The organism is Pseudomonas sp. 9.3L, assembly GCF_058536285.1.
The window spans coordinates 839,241-859,377 of record NZ_JBZUBK010000001.1 but is presented as its reverse complement, the minus strand read 5'-3'; the positions used below and the strand labels follow the sequence as shown (position 1 = coordinate 859,377).

The following is a 20,137-nucleotide window of genomic DNA, read 5'->3' as shown; positions in this document are numbered from 1 at the left end:
GCGGTTACTTGGCGAACTCTGACTGCCAGTAGCCTTCGATGCGTTTTACCAAGCCTTCCGGCAGCGCTACATAATCCAAGGCTTCAGCCTGAGCCTGGCCTTTTTCCATGCTCCACTTGAAGAAGTCCAAAGCGGCCTTGCTCTGCTCGGCGTTTTTCGGCTGCTTGTACATGATCACCCACGTGGTTGCGGCGATAGGCCAGGCGTCGTCGCCCGGGGCGTTGACCATCAGCAGGTTGAAGTCCTGAGCGTTGGCCCAGTCCGCGGTATCTGCGGCCGCCTGGAAGCTTTTCATATCCGGGGCTACGAACTTGCCAGCGGCGTTCTTCATCTTGGTATGGGCCATCTTGTTGGTCTTGGCATACGCGTATTCCACATAGCCAATCGAACCCTTGATCTGCTTCACGTAAGCAGCAACACCTTCGTTACCCTTGCCGCCCACACCTACTGGCCACTGCACGGTGCTGCCTGCGCCGGCTTTCCAGTCGGAGCTGGCCTTTTGCAAGTAGTTGGTGAAGTTGAACGAGGTGCCGGAACCATCGGAGCGATGCACGACAGTGATTTTGTCGCCTGGCAGCTTGACGCCGCTGTTAAGCGCGACGATGGCCGGGTCGTTCCAGGTGGTGATGGTGCCCTGGAAGATTTTGGCCAGGGTATCGCCATCCAGCTTGAGCTGGCCGGGCTCTACGCCTTCAACGTTAACGACCGGCACGATCCCGCCGATCACTACAGGGAACTGACCCAGGCCACCGGCCTTGAGGTCTTCAGCACTCAGCGGCGCATCGGAGGCGCCGAAGTCTACGGTTGCTGCCTTTATTTGAGCGATGCCACCACCCGACCCGATCGATTGGTAGTTGATACGGTTGCCGCTGCCCTTGGAATATTCCTTGCTCCAGTCGGAGAGTACGGGGAAAACAAAGCTTGAGCCCGCGCCGGTAACGTCGGTCGCATGGGCAGCGCCAGAAAGGCACAGCGAAGCCAGCAAAATCGATAGGCGATTTTTGGTCAGCAAATTCACGGCAACACCTCAGTTGGGTCCGGTGGAGTCATTCCACGGAAGTTGGCCGTGCTGATTTAATGCTTTGAATGTGACCTTTTGATGACAGTCTGTTTAAAACATGGCATTAGGACATTGCCGGGTTGCACCTACTGGCAACCCGCTGTAATGGCCTGCTCGGAGTGTTAGCGGATGCCTTCCTGGCGCAGCGCATTGGGCGAATAATCGGAGGGGTTGGCCGTGTATTCGAAGTTATACGCATGCCTTTCCTGGTTTTTCATCCCAAGCGCCAAGTAGCGCCCATTACTGAGGTCGTACAGGGTTTCCAGGGTAGTCCAGGGCACTTGGTAGTTGTAGTAGTCCTGAGCATGGGCCTCGGCCACGCGCCAGAGTTTGCCTTGGTTGTCGTAGTGGTCTACTTCAGCAGCTTGCCAAGTGTCCTCATCGAAATAAAAGTCGCGCTTGGCGTACAGGTGCGAAGCGTCGGGCTTGAGTGTGGCGACCACGTGCCATACCCGGCGCAGCTCGTAGCGGGTCAGGTCTTGGTTGATGTGCCCTGGCTTGAGGATATCGGCGTAAGTCAATGAAGGCGCGTCCAGTGCATAGCTATTGACCGGGATATACATCTCCCGCTTACCCATCAGTGCCCAGTCGTAACGGTCGGGGGCGCCGTTGAACATGTCTTGGTTGTCGGCAGTGCGCATGCCGTCGGCCGCCGTGCCGGGGCTGTCGTAGGTGACCTGCGGGGCTTTGCGCACGCGGCGTTGACCGGCGTTGTACACCCACGCGTTGCGGGGCTCCTTCACTTGGTCAAGGGTTTCGTGGATCAGCAGTACCGTGCCGGCCAGCCGCGCAGGCGCGGTGATTTCCTGCTTGAAGTAGGACAGCACATTGCCAGGGTTGGCCGGGTCGAACCCCTTCATACGCTCACGAAACACGAAGGAATCCTTGAACGACACCAAGGTGTAAGCGCCATTGGGCTGAGGCGTGGCCTGATTGATCGTACGGCTGATGGCACCACCCCGATACCGGGTGATGTGGTTCCACACCACCTCCAGCCCGTTGTGCGGAATGGGAAACGGTATGGCCGCACTGAAGTGTTCCACACTGTTACCGTCGGCAACCAGCCGGGCCTGGCTAGCGTTCTTCCTGATTGCAGCAAACACCGCCTCAGGCACCGTCGAGCCACGGTGCCCTGGGTACACCGGCAGGCGGTAGGTGTCCGGGTAGCGCTTGATCATCGCCACCTGCCCAGGCGACAGCCTGTTGGCGTATCGATCAACGTTGGCGGCATCGATGACCCATAACGGTTGCTCGTGCCCATAGGGGTTGGCGAGAAACCCTTTGCCGTCTACCGCGCCTGCGGTCTTGGGCAGCGGTGCCCAGGCAGGGATCGTGCCCTCGGCGTTGCCCGCAGGTTCGGCCCCCATGGGGGTCAGCGTAGTGCCCAGCCTGGCGGCTTCGCCCTCAGGTACTGCCGCCCACCCGGTGCTCGCCATTATTGTCAGGCCATAGGCGCAGGCCCACAGCACAGGCTTCATTGCACTCATGCGGTTATCCCTTTAGAAGTTGATGCCGACGCTCATGGCCACGAAGTCACGGTCATCCACCGTGCTGTACTTGCCGTCGAAGAAGTTGGTGTAGTACAGGCTTGCCGTATAGGTGTGCAAATAGTCGGCATCCAGGCCCAGGCTAACCGCCTTGCGCCCTTCTTCGAAGTTGCCTCCGGGGCCAGGCGAATAGCCGTCTACATCGTGCGACCAGGCCAGGCTGGGCTTGAGATTGATCCCGGCAATCGCGTTGTTGAAGTCCCAGATCGCCCGCATCCGATAGCCCCAGGCGTCGGTGGTGGTGAATCCATCATTCTCGCAATACCGGCTCAGGCCCTGTTGCGGCCCTCCCGCCAGCGTGCCGGCGTTCAGCGCCTGGCACTGCCCATTGGGCAAAGGGCCGGGGCCGTAGTTGGGGTCGCGCCCATAGCGCAGCGACGAGGTGCTATCTAAACCGCCCACGTGGGTCCAGCCCACCTCTCCCACCAGGGTCAGGCGGTCTGCGCCCATCACTTGGTCGAAGAAATGGGTGAAGGTGGTTTGTAACTGGGTGATCTCTTTGCGGCGGTAGCCAGACTGCTCTGCCCCAGGCGTACCCTGCAGCTGCGAGACGTTTGGGCTCAGGGGCGACAGCGCCGAATACAGGATGTCCGTGGTGTTGATCTGCACAGGCGCATTGGGGCGGTAGCTCAGCTCGCCGCTCCAAGCGGTTCCGGTGGGTAGCGTGGTAGAAAAGCTCAAGCCATATAAATGGATGTCTTCGGGGTACTCCACGAAGTAGCGGCCGCTGCCGCTCACGGCTACAGGCAACAAGGTGGCGGCCAGGGCCCGTGCCGTGGCGGTGGGCACCCCTGCACCGGCCAGCGACCCCACCAGGTTGGCGGCGCTGTAGGCACTGGCGCCACCGGCCTGGCCACTGAACACCGGCAGGCGGCTGTGGTAATTCAGGTAATAGGCGCCGAATTCGGTCGCCAACGGCTCGACGTTGTAATGCATTGCCACGCCGAACTGGCCACTGTCACGTGCATCACGGTCGCGGCCTCGCGTTACCACCAGCCCCTCTTCGCTGAAGGCCGCGCCCTGCCCGCCCAAGCTGTTCAGCACAGAGGCACGCACGGCAGGTGAAAGGCCCGTCGTCGCCAGGGAGGTGTCGAGGGCCGAACGGCTGCGCAATACCGCAAGGTTATTGCTGCACCCATCGGCGATGACATCTGACTGGGAAAAGAAGGTGCCGCAGTTATCCGCGACGGTCTGGTCCCACTCCAACTGGTAGAAGCCTTCGGCGGAGAGGTTGTCTGTCAGGTTTTGTGACAGGTAGAACATATTGACGGGGATCAGGCCCTCTTTGATCTCTGCACCAGGCCTGCGAAACGCAGACACATCAATCGGGTTGATGCTGTTGATGGCGTTACCGATGAACGTGCTTTCTCCCCAGCTCACCACCTGTTTGCCGAGGCGCACGGTGCCGGGAAGGTCGCCAATGGCATAGTTGTGGTAGATGAAGGCATCCAGCAGCTGCGCGCCGGATGACTTCGCGCCTTCTTTGCGCCCATGTTCGCTAACAGCTTTGAACGGCCGGCCTTCGTCTTTGAGTTCGAAGTCGTACCAATAGCTGCCGCGCAGAAACACCCCCGTGTTTCCATACTTGAGTTCCAAGTCATGCACGCCTTTGAAGATCTTGGAGAAGGTCTCGCCTTTCTTGAAATTCAGGCGACCATCGTCAGCCGTCTGCGACAGGCCATGCCCGCCGTTGTTTACGCCGATCAGGCGCGCATTGGGGTGGGCGGTGGACCAACTGGAGCCGATAGACAAGGAAGAGTCAAATTGCCCTTCCACTTCCCCCACGTTAAAGCTCACGGCGAAGGCGGGTGAGGCAATGGTAGAAGCAAGGCTCACGGCCAGCGGCAGCCTGCCTCGCTGCCACAAGGAACGGATCATCGGTAGTACTCCGGGGCATGCGTGTTAACGAGGCGGCCAGGGGCTGCCAGCGTGGCTAGGGGCTGAGCGGCAACTCAATGCAGCTCGCTGGTGGCTATCTTCACGCCCAATGCGATCAAGGCGGCCCCCATGATACGGTCGAACCAATGGCCGATGCGCGCAAAGCCATCACGTACCCGCTGATGGCTAAACACGCGGGCAACCAGGCAAAACCAGGCAGCGGTAGCCACCGCCAGGTACACCCCATACCCCGCCTGGACGCCCAGCGGCGTATGCGGGTTGATGACCACGGTAAACAACGAGAGGAAGAACAAGGTCGCCTTGGGGTTGAGCCCGTTGGTCATGAACCCGGCAGCATACGCAGCCTTGGGCGTGCGGGCCGGGCCAGTGCCTTGGGCCGCGCACGCATTCGCTTCAGCAGGGCCCGCACGTAATGCTTTGAAGCCGATATACACCAGGTAGGCGGCGGCCATCCATTTAAGGACATTGAACAGCACGATCGATTGCGAAACGATCAGGCCAATCCCTAACAGCGAATAGCCCACATGCAAGAAAATGGCTGAGCCTACGCCCAGGGCGGTCCAAGTGCCGGCCTGGCGGCCATGGGTCACGCTCTCGCGTACCACTACGGCGAAGTCCGGGCCAGGGCTGGCCACGGCCAGCAGGTGAATGGCGGCCACCGCCAAGAACTCACTCCAATACATGCCTCTCTCCTAAGGTGCTTTCACGCGCCAGCAGTTTAGCTTATCTGCTCGTGTACCCTGCCGACAGATACAGTTAGCCGCGAAGCGGCCGATCACTGCCCTTCCCCTGGCGCCGCCAGTGCCAGTTGACCTCGCCCCTCTGGTAGACTTGGCGTTTTGCCAGGAGCTTGCCATGGACCCGCGCAGTGAAGTGCTGCTTCGCCAGGCCCATCTGTTTGAGGGTCAGGTATTGATCGCCGGGCTGTCCGCCGACGGCCTGCTGGATCAGCTTCCTGCTGCGCTGGGGTGGAGCTGGAACGCCACTGACCATGCAGGGTTGGTTCAGCGTCATGCTGAGCGCGTGAGCTTCGGCGTCACTGCGCCTGACACCGACCTTACCGCTGCGGTGCTATTTTTACCCAAGGCGCGAGAGCTGACAGCCTATCTGCTCCAAGCCTTGGCAAGCCGCCTGGAAGGGCGCAGCCTGTTTCTGGTAGGCGAAAAACGCGGTGGCATCGAGGGGGCTGCTCGCCAACTGTCGGCCTTTGGCAAGGCGCGCAAGCTGGACAGCGCCCGCCATTGCCAGCTATGGGAAGTCACGGTCGTGCAGCCGCCGACCGCACCCGACCTGAACAGCCTCGCCCAACGGTTCACCCTGGATCTACCAGAGGCCGCCCCGCTTGACGTGGTGACCTTACCGGGCGTGTTCAGCCATGGCCGCCTGGACCGTGGCACGCGCTTGCTGCTGGGCCACCTCAACGGCCTGGCAGGCGACCACCTGCTCGACTTCGGTTGCGGTGCAGGCCTACTGGGCGCAGCGCTCAAGCGACGTTATCCAGAGGCACGGGTCACCCTGCTGGATGTGGATGCGTTCGCCATCGCCAGTGCTCGCCTTACACTGGCCGCCAACGGCCTGGAGGCCGAGTTACTGTGCGCCGACGGTATCGAAGCGGCGCCACAAGGCCTGAGCGCAATCGTCACCAACCCTCCATTTCACACCGGCGTACATACCGATTACCGTGCTAGCGAGGCGCTTCTGCAACGGGCCTCGGCACACCTGGTGCCGGGCGGCCAGCTTCGTTTGGTTGCTAACAGCTTCCTGCGTTACCAACCCTTGATAGAGGCGCACCTGCGCCACTGCACGGTGCTGGCGCAGGCAGATGGCTTCAAGGTGTACCGCGCGCTGCGATAACGGTAAGTCTTGCACTCCTGACACAGGCTAGGCAGAATCCGCACCGTCCTAGGGGAGTAGTCTCCGTGAGCCTGGCTCACAGGCATGCGTCAACATACTTGGCCAGAAGGCCATGGCGCTGCGACCCCCGTGCCCATCAGCGGCACCGGCCGGTTTGACCAGACCTATGACACGTTCACCTTACCCGGGGCGGGGAGGTAGTACGTGTCATAGTCGTGTTGACCCGCCCCTGTAGGAAGCCTGATGCTTGAATCCCTGCTTGTCCCAACCGGGGTCGTTGCCCTAGCCGAAATCGGTGACAAGACCCAACTGTTGGCGCTTATTCTTGCCGCGCGTTTCCGCAAGCCCTGGCCCATCATTGCAGGCATCGTTGCCGCGACCCTCGCCAACCATGCGGCCGCCGGGGCACTGGGCGCCTTCGTCAGTAACGTCCTCTCCGACACCGTGCTGCACTGGATTCTGGCAGCCAGCTTCACCGCCACGGCCCTCTGGACCCTGGTGCCTGACAAGATCGACGACGACGAGAGCCGTACCGGTAAGTCTTATGGGCCTTTCGTGACCACATTGATCGCCTTCTTCCTGGCAGAAATCGGCGACAAAACCCAAGTGGCGACGGTCATGCTCGCGGCCCAGTACCCTCACCTGCTGTGGGTCATCATCGGCACGACCCTGGGCATGCTAGCAGCCAACGTACCGGTGGTATTGGCGGGCAACTTTGCCGCAGACAAACTGCCACTCACCATGATTCGCCGGTTAGCGGCGTTGTCATTCTTTGTACTGGCGGCGTTCGCGGTCTATAAGGCGATGAAGGTCAGTGGTTGGGTGGGCTGAGGGGCAACAGCCCCTTCCACCATTACGGCTAGGCGTGGTCATAGCGCCGCCTGGATGCAACAACCCGCTCCGGTCGAGGGTCAAGACGTTAAGTCGATAGCGACGAAGGTTGGCCATTTCTTATCACTTGCCCTTGGATACTGCACATGAATACCAGTGACTTACTCGAAAAACTGTTACGCCGCAGCCAGGCCTCAGGCACTAGCAGCCCTAAAGGCGCCGGAGGCCTTGGTGGTTTGCTAGGGGGTTTGCTGGGCGGCGGTGCCCCTGGCACCACCAGCACCGGGGGCGTTAGTGGCGGCCTCGGCGGGCTGGGCGGCCTGTTGGGCGGCCTGCTCGGTGGTGGCGTGGCGGGTTCGCAACGTCGCTCTGGCGGAAAATATGCTGCACTGGCGTCGCTGGGCATGATGGCGTTTCAAGCGTATCAGGCTTGGCAGCGTCAACAGCCGTCAGCCTCGCAACAGGCGTTCAGCACTATCGATACCCTTGAAGGGCCTGCTGCCGAATTACACGGCCGCGCTATCCTGCTTGCACTGATTGCCGCCTCCAAGGCCGATGGCAACATTGACGCCGACGAGCAACAAAAGATTTCAGAACAGATCGAAAAACAGGGGGACGACCCCGAACTGCAACGCTGGCTGGCAGCTGAAATCGCCAAGCCCCTGAGCGTAGTGGACGTTGCCCGCTATGCTACCGACCCTGGCATAGCCTCCGAAATGTACTTGGCCAGCGTGTTGGTGGTGGATGATCAGCAGGCTGCCGAACGTACCTACCTGGATGAACTGGCAACCGCGTTGGGGCTGGCACCGCAGTTGAAAGCGCACTTGGAACAACAGGCCAAGGGGCTAGCGGCATCCGATAGTAGCCTATAGCCCCCTGTTCTGACCTGCGTTAGCCCTTCTTGGCGGCCTGATACAGTGGCTGCACTTTTGGAATGGCGGCCTGCAGCTCGGCGATGCGATGCGTGCTTGAGGGGTGAGTGCTGGTGAACTCCGGTGGCGCCTTGCCCGCTTCGGCCGCTGCCATTTTATTCCATAGGCTAATTGCAGCATTGGGATCAAAGCCGGCACGGGCGGCCAACTCCAGGCCCAGCAGGTCGGCTTCGTTCTCGTTGGCGCGACTGTTAGGCAGTGTCAGGCTGTACTCCACCACGGTGTCGGCCAAGGCGAGGCTATCCTGGCCAAGGCCCAGTAAGGCACCGGCGCCGGTCCGCGCCATTTGAATCCCATAGGCCTTGGACATGGCCTCGCGCCCGTGCTCACGCAAGGCATGGGCAATTTCGTGCCCCATCACTGCGGCAAGCTCGTCATCGGTCAGCTTCAGCGAGTCGATCAGCCCGGTGTACACGATGATCTTGCCGCCTGGCCCACAGTTGGCATTCAGCTCATCGCTCTTGATCACATTCACTTCCCAGCTCCACTGGGCCGAATCCGGGCGCAGCTTGGGTGCCTGGGCGATAAGACGGTCTGCGATGGCCTGAACACGCTTGGCTTCAGCACTGGTTTTGTCCAATACACCCTTGCCTGAGGCCTCGGTGAGGGTCTGCTGATAAGACTGTGCGTACATCTGATTCACTTCAGCGGTGGATAACATGCTGAACATGTACTGCTTGCGCTCCACACCTACGCTATCGCCGCTGGTGGTATTAACGGCCTGGCAGGCTGCGAGCAGCAGGGTGCTGCTCAAGGCCAGTGTGGCAAACGAGTTACGCATTGGAGGTTCTCTGTGGTTTCCAGGTAACTCATGCTAGCAGCAATGGCTATGGCAAACACATGCGGCCAGACAACCTGCCGGGCTACTGCAACGGCCTGGATGGGGACATTACGCGGGGGTCAGGCACTCGGGGGCGTTAAGCTTTGGATCGTTCACCAGGTTAGCCAGGGGCCGCTCCAGCAATGCGGTGGCAGGCTGCGCCAGCAGGGAGTGCAGCCGCGGCAGTGGGGTGGCGAGGTCCAGCCAGGCAGCTTGAGCCTCTGCGTCCAGTATCAGCGGCCGACGCTGACTCGCCGCGGCCTGGGTCACAATCGCCACGCTCAGCCATACCTGCTCCTGTACCGGGAATACTTCCCAAATAGCTGCAAAGTGCAGGAATGACCCTTGCGCCGGGGTGAGCCAGTAGGGGCGCTTGCGGACCCCTCCCCGCCACTCATAGAAGCCATTGGCGGGGATCAGGCAACGACGCGCCATGAACGGCTCGCGAAACATTGGTTGCTCCGCCAGGGTTTCAGCGCGGGCATGGTAGGGCGTGCGCGATAAATCCGTGAGCCAGGGTGGCGTGAGCCCCCACCGGGCCATGGCCAATTCACGCCCGCCCTCAGCCTGTCGCTCGATGAGCACCTGCTGGCCAGGGCAGATGTTCCACTGCGACCGCTGCTGTGCGGGGAACCCTGGCAAGGCAGCGAAGGCCGGGGCCCACCTGAACAACGCATAGCGACCACACATGTACCGGGCTCCCGTTCAACACAACAAGCTACCGGGGTAGCTGTCAGGCTCGTCGGCCGGCAGCACGAAGGCCGCATTGTACGCACCGATCAGATCCTGTGCGCGGTTGGCCTGCTCGTCAGCGACCATCAGCCCCAGCAAGCCCAGCGCAGGCAGCTCGCCAACACCCCCCAGCAAATGCCTGCCGCTGAGATGAGCATGGATACCCTCACTACTGAGCATGCTCACCAGCAACTCGGCTTCAAGCAGGCTTTCTGGCTCATACACGCGGCGCATCAGTCGTTCTCACTACGCACATCGAGCGTCCATTGATCACCATCGGTTTGCAGGCTGAACACCAGGGGCCGGCAGCAGACGGGGCAGTCCTCTACATAGTCTTGATCCCCTGCGGACAGGTCGAGTACGGCTTCGACCGGCTCGCCGCAACAGGGGCATTGATAACGCTCGGTTTCCAGCATCAGGTTACCCCTGCAAGTTATGCGTATAATGCCGCGTTTGTTTATAACCCTAGCCGTTTCCAACAAGAGCACATATGGGCGAATTCGATACTATCCGGCCCTACGACGATTCCGAGGTGAAGGCCGTTCTCAGCCGCTTGCTGGGCGACCCGGAATTTCTCAAGATCCTCACGCGCTTTCGTTTCCCGCGCTTTGCCGGCCCACTGGGGTGGGCACTACGGCCCCTGATCGCTCATAAGCTGCGTCAGGAGTTCGCAGGCATCGAGAGCGTGGCGGCCTTGCAGGACAAAGTCGAGGTGTACGTAGATCACACCATCGAGCGCGCCACTGACGGCATCACCTATACCGGTGTGGGCCAGCTGCGCCGCGACACAGCCCACCTGTTCCTGGCCAATCACCGGGATATCGTCATGGACCCGGCCTTCGTCAACTATGCCGTGTATCACGCCGGGCTTGTCACGCCCCGTATTGCCATCGGCGACAACCTGCTGCAAAAGCCCTTCGTCAGCGACCTGATGCGCCTGAACAAAAGTTTTATCGTCTACCGGTCCATCAGTGGGCGGCGAGAAAAGCTCGCCGCTTATCAGCTGCTTTCGGCCTACATCAACCATTCCATTCGTACCGACGGCCAGTCGATCTGGATCGCACAAGCCGAGGGGCGTGCAAAGGACGGAGATGACCGTACCGATTCGGCGATTCTCAAGATGTTCCACATGAGCCGAAAGGACGAGCCCTTCGCAGACGTCATCCGCTCGCTTAACCTTACTCCGGTTTCGATCAGCTACGAGTACGATCCGTGTGACCTTGCCAAAGCGCGGGAGTTGTACATCCGTGCAACGACGGGGGGCTACGTGAAAGCCCCAGGCGAAGACGACATCAGCATCGCGCAAGGCATCACGGGGTATAAGGGCCGGGTGCATATCAACTTCTCACCCCCCATAACCGACGGCTTCGACGACGCCCGGCAGTTGGCGGCGGAGGTCGACCGTCGGGTACTCGGCGGCTATCGGCTGTTCCCGGTCCACTACCTGGCCTACGCACAATGGGAAGGCGCGGACGCCAACTTGCCCGTGCCGCCCGCTGCAAGCCTGTTCGGCGAAGAGGAGCTGAACAAGGCGCAAGGCGAATGGCTACGGCGCCTGGAAGCCTGCCCTCCCGAGCATCGGCCATGGCTTGTAGCGCAGTATGCCTGCCCGGTGCGTAATCAATACCGCATCCAATCCGGCTTGCCACTGGACGCTTGAATCGCGGCTGTCATACACAGGTCATAAAGGCACGTCAGGCTGTGCGCCCACCTCAAGACGCACAGTTCGACGGAGCCCGGCATGTTGCACGCCTCTAACCAGGATCGCCTTTACCTGATTGCCCCCAGCGATGAACAGCAAGCGCTCATCGATGGGTTTGCCGTTAACGTACAAGACCAGAGCTGGCTGGTGTATTGCGCCCTTGGCGGGCACCAGCACCTGGATTGGCCAGACCTGGACGCCACCACGGGCATCAGCCTGCTGGATTGGCACATCGAAGCGGCCTAGCCGTGCCGGCACGCCCGATGGGCTCCGGCACGCACTACGGCTCACTGCTGTGAAAGCTTCTGCCCGATGGTAGGGTCTTTGAACAAGCGAGTGAGTGCATCGCTCAAGACGTCGCTCACCAGCTTGGTGTTGGTGTCCTGGTTCGGCGCCATGCCAAAGCGCTGATTCAGCGATGCGCTATATCGGCCGCTGTAACGCCCGGCAGCATTCTGCACGTCTGCACGGAAGGTGGCACCGATGGTTGCCTCGGTGACGTACATCTTGTCTTTGGGCGACTGGTATTTGAGATCGGTCAAGGTCACGGTCAACTGCGGCGCATTGAAGGCGCTCGCATTTGGGGTAAAGCCCAGCAAACGAACCGCCGCCTCAGCCTGTGCCTGTAGCTTGGGCAAGACGTCTGCACCGTTGACCGAGATCTGGCTCGTCTCAGGGTACAAGCCACCGCGTGTTCCCAGCGCAGGCGATGCGCGGCCATCCACCACACGAATCACAACGGCCTGCCCCTGCCCTACGGGCGCCAGCTGCTCGGTAATCTTGGGTTGTGGGTTGAGTTGCTGGGGGCTGTTGGCGCAACCGGCCAAAACCAAGGCGGAACCCGCGATCAAACCGAACAACAGGCGTGGCAACATGGGCAAGCTCTCCAAGAAAAATAACGAGGCGGCAGTATAGCGGAATGGCCCACAACGGGCGTAGCCGCCGTATCCTAGGCTCAACACGATCCGGTCTGGTGACCCAGTCAGGTGACCCGGTCTGGTGCAGCAACCACAGATGCTGTTCGGACATCGCGCAAGAATTACCGGTTCCTGAAGCATTTTGCGTGGTTAGGCCGCTATAATCTGGCCCCGATTATAAGGATGTCTCCTGATCGGGCTTCGCCGCCTTGCCGACCCAACCGTCGAATCGTGCCGCGCCCACAGAGAGGCCTTCCCTACAGGTCAGCGGTGCGTCGTGCCTGAACGCCCGCCTGGCCTAGAGGCTCGCCATTCAGCTGTGCGGCGAACCTCCTTTGAGGTCTTTGAGGTTTACGACTCCAAAAGAGCGTGAGAAACACCGGTTTTCACTACTTCACAAGAGTGTGGCGAGCACAACATGAATAACAATGCGTCAACAGTAGCCCGAACATACCCGCTTCTATCATCGCGCCCAGGTACCTGCCACCGGTGATCCCTTCTCGCCGCTCGCCTCCGACCATTGGTCTATTGCCCATCACGCGCACTCATGCGTTCATGGGGCATGCCCTGGGTCGATGGCCTTGGGCGGCGCGAACGCAGAAAAATCGGCCATGGTGGCCCAGTTGCCCCTTTTTCCTCGCCACGCAGCGAGCGCGCGGAGCTACTGGGATCCCTGGCTGTCTATTTTATGCAGAAGATTTGGAGATGCGTTAAATGGCGCAGAACGAAGCAGTCGACATGGTTCTGGTAGGGGCTGGCATCATGAGTGCCACCCTGGCGGTGCTGCTCAAGGAACTCGACCCCACACTACGCCTGGAAGTGGTCGAGGCCATGGACTCCGGCGCAGCCGAGAGTTCCAACCCCTGGAACAATGCCGGGACCGGGCACGCTGGCCTGTGCGAGTTGAATTACACCCCTCAGGCTGCCGATGGCTCGATCGACATCAAGAAAGCCGTTCAGATCAACACTCAGTTCGAGGTGTCCAAGCAGTTTTGGGCGTACCTGGCCAATAAAGGCGCGCTCAGCTCACCCAAGGGTTTCATCAGCCCGGTGCCACACCTGAGTTACGTGGCAGAAAGCGGCATTCCTTTCCTGAAAAAGCGCTTCGAAAGCCTCAAGCCCCATCACGCCTTTGCGCAGATGGAGTACACCGAGGACCACGCTACGCTGGTGGAGTGGATGCCGCTGATGATGGATGGCAGGCCCGCTACCGAGCGCCTGGCCGCTACCCGCGTAGCCGAAGGTACAGACGTGAACTTCGGTGCACTGACCAACCAGTTGCTGGGCCATCTCGCCGGTGACGCCACTGCGCAGGTCAAGTACACCTCTAAAGTGACAGGCCTGCGCCGCCGTGCCGGTGGCTGGACCGTAGACATCAAAGACCTGCGCAGCGGTAACACGCGCCAGGTAGAGGCAAAATTCGTGTTCCTCGGCGCGGGTGGTGCGGCCCTGCCGTTGCTGCAAATGTCAGGCATTGACGAAAGCAAAGGTTTTGGCGGCTTCCCGGTCAGCGGCCAGTGGCTGCGCTGTGACAACCCGACCATCGTTAACAGGCACCAAGCCAAGGTGTACAGCCAAGCAGCTGTAGGCTCCCCCCCCATGTCGGTGCCTCACCTCGATACCCGTGTGGTCGACGGTAAAAAGTCGCTGCTGTTTGGCCCTTACGCGGGTTTCACGACCAAATTCCTCAAGCACGGCTCGCTGATGGACCTGCCGCTGTCGGTCCGTGCCGGCAACATTGGCCCGATGCTGGCGGTCGCCCGGGACAACATGGACCTCACCCGCTACCTGATGAGCGAAGTGATGCAGTCCATGGAGCAGCGCCTGGAAGCGCTACGCCGCTTTTACCCTGAGGCCAAGGCTGAAGACTGGCGTCTTGAAGTGGCAGGCCAACGGGTGCAGATCATCAAGAAGGACTCGAAAAAAGGCGGTGTGCTGCAGTTTGGCACTGAGTTGGTGTCAGCGCGTGATGGCTCGTTGGCGGCCTTGCTGGGCGCCAGCCCTGGCGCATCGGTGACGGTGTCGATCATGCTCGACTTGATTGAACGCTGCTTCCCTGAGCAATACCGGTCCGAGGCCTGGACGGCGAAGCTAAAGGACATGTTCCCTGCCCGTGAAACGGCCTTGGCCACCGATGCGGCCCTGTACCGGGACGTGTTCAATCGCAACAACGCTCAATTGGGGCTAGTGACGTCTGAACGCGTGACTGACGAGCGCTACGCTTAACCGGGTGACCACAGCCGCCTCGCCCTGGGTTAGGCGGCTGCAGTCACGTAAAGCGCGTTAGGCCTGCCCTGCCCGCTCAATGATCTCGATGTAATCTTGCGCATTGCGTTGATCCTTGATCTGCGCAATGAAGTCCTCGCCTTCTGCATTCGTTGCGTGCAGGTCCAAGCCTTCAGCCACGAACAACCCTACGAACCGTTCGAAGTCGTCCACGCGCAGCCCACGGTAGGCCTTTATCAGCTTATGCAGTGGGGCCGGGGTATCGTCGGCGGGCTCTACAGCCAGGAACAGCTTTATCTGCTCATCGCTGATCTCGTCACCGATCACCTGCTGCTTGTCTTTACGCATCTGCCTGCTCACCTTGTGGATAACCCGAGGGGCCGGAGTTTACTCCGGCTGCTCCCTGCGGCTCAACGCGCCTTAATACTCAGAGTATGCAGGTCTGCCCAGACATGGCCATTGGGGTAGGCCAAAAATTGCACGTACACCGTGTCATTGCGCAGCATATCCAGCAGAACGCGGTACTGGTTCAAGGGGTAGGTGAGCAGGAGGGTGCCGCTGGCTTCATCGAAGGTGGGCCGCTTGAGGCTCTTGCTTTCAGCATCGAAGGACACCACCACCTGAGAGAGCCGTGCCCCCTTGTTCAGGGGTTTCCCCTTCAATTGCAAGGTGACCGGGGCGGTCACGGGGATGGGCTGCTGGTTGCTCAAGCGCTGGTTACCCGCCACCAGGGAAAACTCGGTCACTTGTAACAATTGCTGCTGCTCTGGCGCTTCCTGGCGCAGGCCCTGCTCGTCAGGCGGCAGGTACTGGCTATGCATGGGCGCTGCTACCAGCGGTGTGCAACAGACGAGAAGCATCAGGGTGGGCAGCATCAGGCGCATGGCGGGCTCCAGAACGGGCCGCCACTGTATCACCCCGCAACGCCGGAAGGGCGTAGTCACGCCGTAGCAGTGCGCCTTATAAACCCTTTACCGCATAGATACCGGCTGCATTGCGCCAGTAACCTTTGTAGTCCATGCCGTAACCGAAAATGAAACGGTCGATGCAGGGCAAGCCGACAAAATCTGCTTTGAGGTCTGGGCTGGCCTTACGGTCATGTTGCTTGTCGATCAGCACAGCGGTATGGACGGCCCTGGCACCGGCATGATGGCAAAAATCGATGATAGCGCTCAGGGTATGCCCTTCATCGAGGATGTCATCGATGATAAGCACGTCGCGGTCGATGAAGGAAATTTCAGGCTTGGCTTTCCAGAACAGGTCGCCGCCGCGCGTTTCATTGCGGTAACGCGTGGCGTGAAGGTAGCTGGCCTCTAAAGGGAAATTCAAATGGGTGAGCAGTTTGCCAGCGAAAATGAGGCCGCCGTTCATCACGCAGAACACCACAGGATTGCGGTCAGCCAGCTGCGTGCATACCTGCTCGCCCACCTGGGCGATGGCGGCTTCTACCTCAGCTTCGGTGTACAGGCAATCGGCCTCGCGCATGACTTGACGGATGTGCTCGAGATCTGCGGACATGACGCTCTCCAAGGGGGTGCGGGTAAAAGGCGGCAAAGGTACGCATCCGGGCGCGACGAATCAAGCGTTTCTGAACTAACGTCCGTTACAGCGCGTAACGGATGCATTAATCTATCGCGCACTTTTTTGAACGCCCTTCGGAACCATAATCCTATGCCCATTCGCGAAATCCGCCACCCGTTGATCCGCCACAAGATTGGCTTGATGCGCAGGGCCGATATCAGCACCAAGAACTTTCGCGAACTTGCCCAGGAAGTCGCTGCGCTGCTGACGTACGAGGCGACCAAGGACTTGCCGCTGGAAAGCTATGAAATCGAAGGCTGGTGCGGCCAGGTTGAAGTCGAAAAAATCGCTGGCAAGAAAATCACCGTGGTGCCCATCTTGCGCGCAGGCATTGGCATGCTCGAGGGTGTACTCAGCCTGATCCCTGGCGCGAAAGTGAGCGCGGTGGGTGTTGCGCGCAATGAAGAAACCCTGCAAGCGCATACGTACCTGGAAAAACTCGTGACCGGTATCGAGTCGCGCCTGGCCATGATCATTGACCCCATGTTGGCGACCGGCAGCTCCATGGTCGCGACCATCGACCTTCTCAAAAAAGCTGGGTGCCGGGATATCCGGGCCATGGTGCTGGTCGCGGCACCTGAAGGCATCGCGGCAGTGGAGCGAGCACACCCCGAGGTGCAGATTTATACGGCCTCCATCGATCAGCGGCTCAACGAGCATGGCTACATCATCCCTGGGCTGGGGGATGCCGGTGACAAGATCTTCGGCACCAAGCAGAAGGACGCCTGACCATGTCGGAGCCCTTCAACGAGCCTCTCTGGCGCCAGGTACTGTCTGGCGCGCAGATGCTGTTCGTGGCCTTCGGTGCCTTGGTGCTGATGCCGCTAATTACCGGGCTCGACCCCAACGTGGCCCTGTTTACGGCAGGCTTGGGCACGCTGTTGTTCCAGGTAGTGACGCGCCGCCAGGTGCCGGTGTTCCTGGCCTCAAGCTTCGCCTTTATCACTCCGATCATCCTGGCCAAGGGGCAGTTCGGCCTTGCGGCGACCATGGGGGGCGTGATGGCCGCAGGCTTTGTGTACACCTTCCTTGGCCTGGCGGTGAAGGTCAAAGGCACAGGGTTCATTGATCGCTTGCTGCCACCCGTGGTCATCGGCCCGGTGATCATCGCTATCGGCCTGGCCATGGCCCCCATCGCGGCGAACATGGCCATGGGCAAGTCAGGCGACGGCACGCAGTTGATTCCCTATACCACGGCAATGCTGATCTCGATGCCTGCCCTGCTGACCACTTTGATCGTTGCTGTGTTCGGCAAAGGCATTTTCCGTCTGGTGCCGATCATTGCCGGGGTGCTCGTAGGCTTTGCGCTGTCCTTTTATTTCGGGGTAGTAGACACCGCGCACATTGCAGCAGCGCCCTGGTTGAGCTTGCCGCACTTCACGGCACCGGAGTTCAACCTGCAGGCGATCCTGTTTATCGTACCGGTGGCCCTGGCACCCGCTATCGAACACATCGGTGGAGTTATTGCCGTGGGCAGCGTCACAGGGCGCGATTACCTTCGCACGCCAGGCCTGCACCGCACACTGCTGGGCGACGGCATCGCCACCACGGCTGCGGGGCTGTTTGGCGGGCCACCTAATACCACCTATGCCGAGGTGACCGGGGCGGTCATGCTGACCAAGAACTACAACCCCAAGATCATGACCTGGGCTGCGGTCTTTGCAATCACCCTCGCCTTTATCGGTAAGTTCGGCGCCCTGCTCCAGAGCATCCCGGTGCCGGTGATGGGTGGGATTTTGTGCCTACTGTTCGGCTCGATCGCCGCAGTGGGGATGAATACCCTGATTCGCCATCGGGTGGACCTGAGCGAGGCGCGGAACCTGGTGATCGTATCGGTGACCCTGGTGTTCGGTATCGGTGGGGTACTGGTTGCAACCGGCCCGGGCCCGGATGATTTCGGCTTGAAGGGCATTGCGTTGTGCGCGCTGGTAGCGGTTGCCCTCAACCTGTTGCTGCCGCGCCAGCGGGAGGCTGCTTGAGCGGCCAATGAAAGGTTATTAGGGTACGACCGCCTGCTGGCCGTACCGGTGTGCGACACCCGGTGTGCGACACCCGGCGTGCGTCAAGCCGGCAATGTTTCACAGAGCTGGTTCAACGCGTCAGCCCATTGTGGGCTGTCGTTGAGGCAAGGCACCAACACCAACTCTTCGCCACCCGCTTCGCGGAATTGCTCTGACCCACGAATGCCGATTTCTTCAAGGGTTTCGATACAGTCGGCAACGAAGGCCGGGCACATGACCAGCAGTCGCTTCACGCCCTTGGCAGCCAACGCTTCCAAGGTAGGCTCGGTATAGGGTTCGATCCACTTGTCCCTGCCCAGGCGTGACTGGAAGGACACTGACCACTTGCTCTCGGGTATACCCGCACGTGATGCGAACGCTCTTGCCACGTAGAAGCACTGCGCGCGGTAACAGACTGCCAGCTCAGCGGTGCTGGCGTTGCGGCAGCAGTCGCCGTTCTTGAGGCAATGCTGGCTGTCCTTGGGTAACAGCTTCTTGATGTGCCGCTCCGGCAGCCCATGGAAACTCATCAGCAGGTGATCGTAGTCATGTTCCAGCCAGGGCTGGGCACTGGCGACCAACGCATCCAAGTACCCTGGCTGGTCGTAGAAAGGCGGTAATACCCGCAGTTTGAGGTTGAGCCCTTGCTCCTTTACCACCTTGGAGGCTTGCTCAATCACTGTAGTGACTGTGCTGTCGGCGAATTGAGGGTAAAGCGGGGCCAGGGTGACGGTATCGACGCCCCGGCTTGCCAATGCCTTCAAACCGGCCTCAATGGAGGGCTCGCCATACCGCATGGCGATTTCCACCGGGCCATGCGCCCACCGTTCGGCCATTTGTGCCTGCAGGCGGCGGGTCAGCTCCACCAACGGAGAACCCTCCTCCCACCAGATGGAGGCATAGGCATGAGCCGACTGCTCAGGCCGTTTGATCAAGATCAGCGAGACCAGCAGCCGACGCAAGGGCCATGGCAGGTCGATCACGTAAGGGTCCATCAGGAACTGGTTGAGGTAACGCCGCACCGCTTCGACCTCGGTCGAAGCTGGGGAGCCCAGGTTGATTAGCAGCAGTGCGTGAGTGGTCATGCATCATCCTAAATCAGGGGCGGCGCACCAGGTCATCCAGCGCGCCTTGCAGATCTGAAAAAGCAAAGGTAAAACCGGCCGCCTCAAGCCGAGCGGGCTGCGCTCGCTGGCCGCCGAGCAACAGCCCTGACATCTCGCCCAAGGCCGTGCGCAGTACGAAGGCAGGCAACGGCAACACCGCGGGCTTGTGCAGGGCCTTGCCCAGTTGGCGGGCGAAGTCTTGATTGCGCACAGGCTGCGGCGCGCAGGCATTATAAGGACCGTTAGCGGTGTGGCAGTTCAACAAAAAATCAATCAAGGCTATTTGATCCTTGATATGAACCCACGGCATCCACTGACGGCCGCTGCCAATGGGCCCGCCCAGGCCCAGCTTGAAAGGCCTGAGCAACTGCGTGAGCATGCCGCCTTCAGCGCTGAGTACAAGGCCGGTACGCACCAGTACCACGCGCATCCCCAGTGCTTCGGCGCGAAGCGCGGTTTCTTCCCAAGCCATGCACAGCCGGCTGGCGAAATCTTCACTCACCGGCAGCGACTGCTCGCTCAGTTGATGCTCCCCACCATTGCCATACCAGCCCACGGCAGAGCCGGAAATCAATACGCCTGGGCGTTGCGGCTGACGCTCCATCCAGGCCAGCAGGTGCTCAGTAAGGCCGACGCGGCTGGCCCATAGCAGTTTGCGTCGGTGGCGCGTCCAAGGCCGCTGGGCGATAGGCGCCCCTGCCAGGTTGATCACTGCGTCTACCGTTTCGTCGCCCAGCGCGTCTAGGCTGGCAATACCATGCGCGCCCTCGCCGCAACGCTGAGGGACGCGCGCAGGCTCTCGGCTCCATACGGAAACTCTATGCCCTTGGCTGAGCCAGTAGCGACTTAACTGACTGCCGATCAGGCCTGTACCACCGGTCAGTAACACATGCATGGCTGTGGTGCTCCGAATAGCTGGACAACGGCTGC

22 protein-coding genes and 1 riboswitch are annotated in these 20,137 nt (G+C 60.6%); of the genes, 8 read left to right on the top strand and 14 right to left on the bottom strand.

The features are described 5' to 3' along the window. Positions 1-4 precede the first annotated feature (4 nt). The 4 genes from pstS to AC4LE2_RS03860 all read right to left on the bottom strand — a co-directional run bounded on the left by pstS (position 5) and on the right by AC4LE2_RS03860 (position 5,189). Entirely contained in the window at positions 5-1,018 is a 1,014-nt protein-coding gene (pstS, locus tag AC4LE2_RS03875; RefSeq protein ID WP_491824191.1) for a phosphate ABC transporter substrate-binding protein PstS, read from the bottom strand. Between the two features lie 164 nt (positions 1,019-1,182). Then, positions 1,183-2,538, bottom strand: a complete 1,356-nt coding sequence (locus AC4LE2_RS03870) for a DUF1329 domain-containing protein (RefSeq protein ID WP_491828036.1) — start codon at positions 2,536-2,538, stop codon at positions 1,183-1,185. 21 nt (positions 2,539-2,559) lie between these two features. Then, positions 2,560-4,485 carry a DUF1302 domain-containing protein gene (locus AC4LE2_RS03865; protein ID WP_491824190.1) on the bottom strand — a complete coding sequence of 642 codons (1,926 nt, stop codon included), beginning with the start codon at positions 4,483-4,485 and terminating at the stop codon, positions 2,560-2,562. Positions 4,486-4,559: 74 nt separating this feature from the next. Further along, complete coding sequence (locus AC4LE2_RS03860; protein WP_491824189.1) at positions 4,560-5,189, bottom strand: LysE family transporter; 630 nt, start codon at positions 5,187-5,189, stop codon at positions 4,560-4,562. Positions 5,190-5,361: 172 nt separating this feature from the next. Here AC4LE2_RS03860 and AC4LE2_RS03855 point away from each other — a divergent pair, with 172 nt between their 5' ends. The 3 genes from AC4LE2_RS03855 (at position 5,362) to AC4LE2_RS03845 (ending at position 8,063) form a co-directional block, all read left to right on the top strand. Beyond that, positions 5,362-6,360, top strand: coding sequence for a methyltransferase (locus AC4LE2_RS03855; protein WP_491828035.1), 999 nt, complete (start codon positions 5,362-5,364; stop codon positions 6,358-6,360). A 39-nt stretch (positions 6,361-6,399) separates the two neighbouring features. Next, positions 6,400-6,593, top strand: a riboswitch (yybP-ykoY riboswitch). 10 nt (positions 6,594-6,603) lie between these two features. Further along, a complete protein-coding gene (locus tag AC4LE2_RS03850) occupies positions 6,604-7,191 on the top strand; it encodes a TMEM165/GDT1 family protein (RefSeq protein ID WP_491824188.1) in 588 nt (195 codons plus the stop codon). 146 nt (positions 7,192-7,337) lie between these two features. Further along, complete coding sequence (locus AC4LE2_RS03845) at positions 7,338-8,063, top strand: tellurite resistance TerB family protein (protein WP_491824187.1); 726 nt, start codon at positions 7,338-7,340, stop codon at positions 8,061-8,063. Between the two features lie 19 nt (positions 8,064-8,082). On the opposite strand, the gene AC4LE2_RS03840 is transcribed toward AC4LE2_RS03845, so the two are convergent. The 4 genes from AC4LE2_RS03840 to AC4LE2_RS03825 all read right to left on the bottom strand — a co-directional run bounded on the left by AC4LE2_RS03840 (position 8,083) and on the right by AC4LE2_RS03825 (position 10,091). Next, complete coding sequence (locus AC4LE2_RS03840) at positions 8,083-8,904, bottom strand: M48 family metallopeptidase (RefSeq protein ID WP_491824186.1); 822 nt, start codon at positions 8,902-8,904, stop codon at positions 8,083-8,085. 108 nt (positions 8,905-9,012) lie between these two features. Next, positions 9,013-9,633: an SOS response-associated peptidase gene (locus AC4LE2_RS03835; protein WP_491824185.1), complete on the bottom strand. Its 621-nt coding sequence runs from the start codon at positions 9,631-9,633 to the stop codon at positions 9,013-9,015. Positions 9,634-9,648: 15 nt separating this feature from the next. Further along, a complete protein-coding gene (locus tag AC4LE2_RS03830; protein WP_491824184.1) occupies positions 9,649-9,909 on the bottom strand; it encodes a putative signal transducing protein in 261 nt (86 codons plus the stop codon). Next, entirely contained in the window at positions 9,909-10,091 is a 183-nt protein-coding gene (locus tag AC4LE2_RS03825) for a CPXCG motif-containing cysteine-rich protein (protein ID WP_491824183.1), read from the bottom strand. Before AC4LE2_RS03825 ends, AC4LE2_RS03830 begins: the two co-directional genes overlap by 1 nt. Positions 10,092-10,165: 74 nt before the next feature. Here AC4LE2_RS03825 and AC4LE2_RS03820 point away from each other — a divergent pair, with 74 nt between their 5' ends. Both AC4LE2_RS03820 and AC4LE2_RS03815 read left to right on the top strand, forming a co-directional pair. After that, a complete protein-coding gene (locus AC4LE2_RS03820) occupies positions 10,166-11,335 on the top strand; it encodes a 1-acyl-sn-glycerol-3-phosphate acyltransferase (protein ID WP_491824182.1) in 1,170 nt (389 codons plus the stop codon). An 81-nt stretch (positions 11,336-11,416) separates the two neighbouring features. Then, complete coding sequence (locus AC4LE2_RS03815; RefSeq protein WP_491824181.1) at positions 11,417-11,623, top strand: hypothetical protein; 207 nt, start codon at positions 11,417-11,419, stop codon at positions 11,621-11,623. Positions 11,624-11,664: 41 nt separating this feature from the next. Here the strand turns inward: AC4LE2_RS03815 and AC4LE2_RS03810 are convergent, their stop codons facing one another. After that, on the bottom strand, positions 11,665-12,252 hold the full coding sequence (locus tag AC4LE2_RS03810; protein ID WP_491824180.1) for a YajG family lipoprotein: 588 nt from the start codon (positions 12,250-12,252) through the stop codon (positions 11,665-11,667). A 756-nt stretch (positions 12,253-13,008) separates the two neighbouring features. On the opposite strand from AC4LE2_RS03810, the gene mqo reads away from it, so the two are divergent. Then, positions 13,009-14,520, top strand: a complete 1,512-nt coding sequence (gene mqo, locus AC4LE2_RS03805) for a malate dehydrogenase (quinone) (RefSeq protein ID WP_491824179.1) — start codon at positions 13,009-13,011, stop codon at positions 14,518-14,520. 57 nt (positions 14,521-14,577) lie between these two features. On the opposite strand, the gene AC4LE2_RS03800 is transcribed toward mqo, so the two are convergent. The 3 genes from AC4LE2_RS03800 to AC4LE2_RS03790 form a co-directional block, all read right to left on the bottom strand. Next, positions 14,578-14,868 carry a PA4642 family protein gene (locus tag AC4LE2_RS03800; RefSeq protein ID WP_491824178.1) on the bottom strand — a complete coding sequence of 97 codons (291 nt, stop codon included), beginning with the start codon at positions 14,866-14,868 and terminating at the stop codon, positions 14,578-14,580. A gap of 62 nt (positions 14,869-14,930) precedes the next feature. Beyond that, positions 14,931-15,404 carry a hypothetical protein gene (locus AC4LE2_RS03795; protein ID WP_491824177.1) on the bottom strand — a complete coding sequence of 158 codons (474 nt, stop codon included), beginning with the start codon at positions 15,402-15,404 and terminating at the stop codon, positions 14,931-14,933. A gap of 76 nt (positions 15,405-15,480) precedes the next feature. Next, positions 15,481-16,038 (bottom strand): hypoxanthine-guanine phosphoribosyltransferase, encoded by a 558-nt coding sequence (locus AC4LE2_RS03790; protein ID WP_491824176.1) that lies wholly within the window; start codon positions 16,036-16,038, stop codon positions 15,481-15,483. Between the two features lie 153 nt (positions 16,039-16,191). Here AC4LE2_RS03790 and upp point away from each other — a divergent pair, with 153 nt between their 5' ends. Together upp and AC4LE2_RS03780 are read left to right on the top strand one after the other, a co-directional pair. Then, the gene (gene upp, locus AC4LE2_RS03785) at positions 16,192-16,830 is read left to right on the top strand and encodes a uracil phosphoribosyltransferase (protein WP_491824175.1); all 639 of its coding nucleotides are present in this window, start codon (positions 16,192-16,194) and stop codon (positions 16,828-16,830) included. A 2-nt stretch (positions 16,831-16,832) separates the two neighbouring features. Continuing rightward, a complete protein-coding gene (locus tag AC4LE2_RS03780; protein WP_491824174.1) occupies positions 16,833-18,080 on the top strand; it encodes a uracil-xanthine permease family protein in 1,248 nt (415 codons plus the stop codon). An 83-nt stretch (positions 18,081-18,163) separates the two neighbouring features. Here the strand turns inward: AC4LE2_RS03780 and hemH are convergent, their stop codons facing one another. Both hemH and AC4LE2_RS03770 read right to left on the bottom strand, forming a co-directional pair. After that, positions 18,164-19,186, bottom strand: coding sequence for a ferrochelatase (gene hemH, locus AC4LE2_RS03775; RefSeq protein ID WP_491824173.1), 1,023 nt, complete (start codon positions 19,184-19,186; stop codon positions 18,164-18,166). Between the two features lie 13 nt (positions 19,187-19,199). Beyond that, positions 19,200-20,102 carry a TIGR01777 family oxidoreductase gene (locus AC4LE2_RS03770; RefSeq protein ID WP_491824172.1) on the bottom strand — a complete coding sequence of 301 codons (903 nt, stop codon included), beginning with the start codon at positions 20,100-20,102 and terminating at the stop codon, positions 19,200-19,202. Between the last annotated feature and the right edge of the window lie 35 nt (positions 20,103-20,137).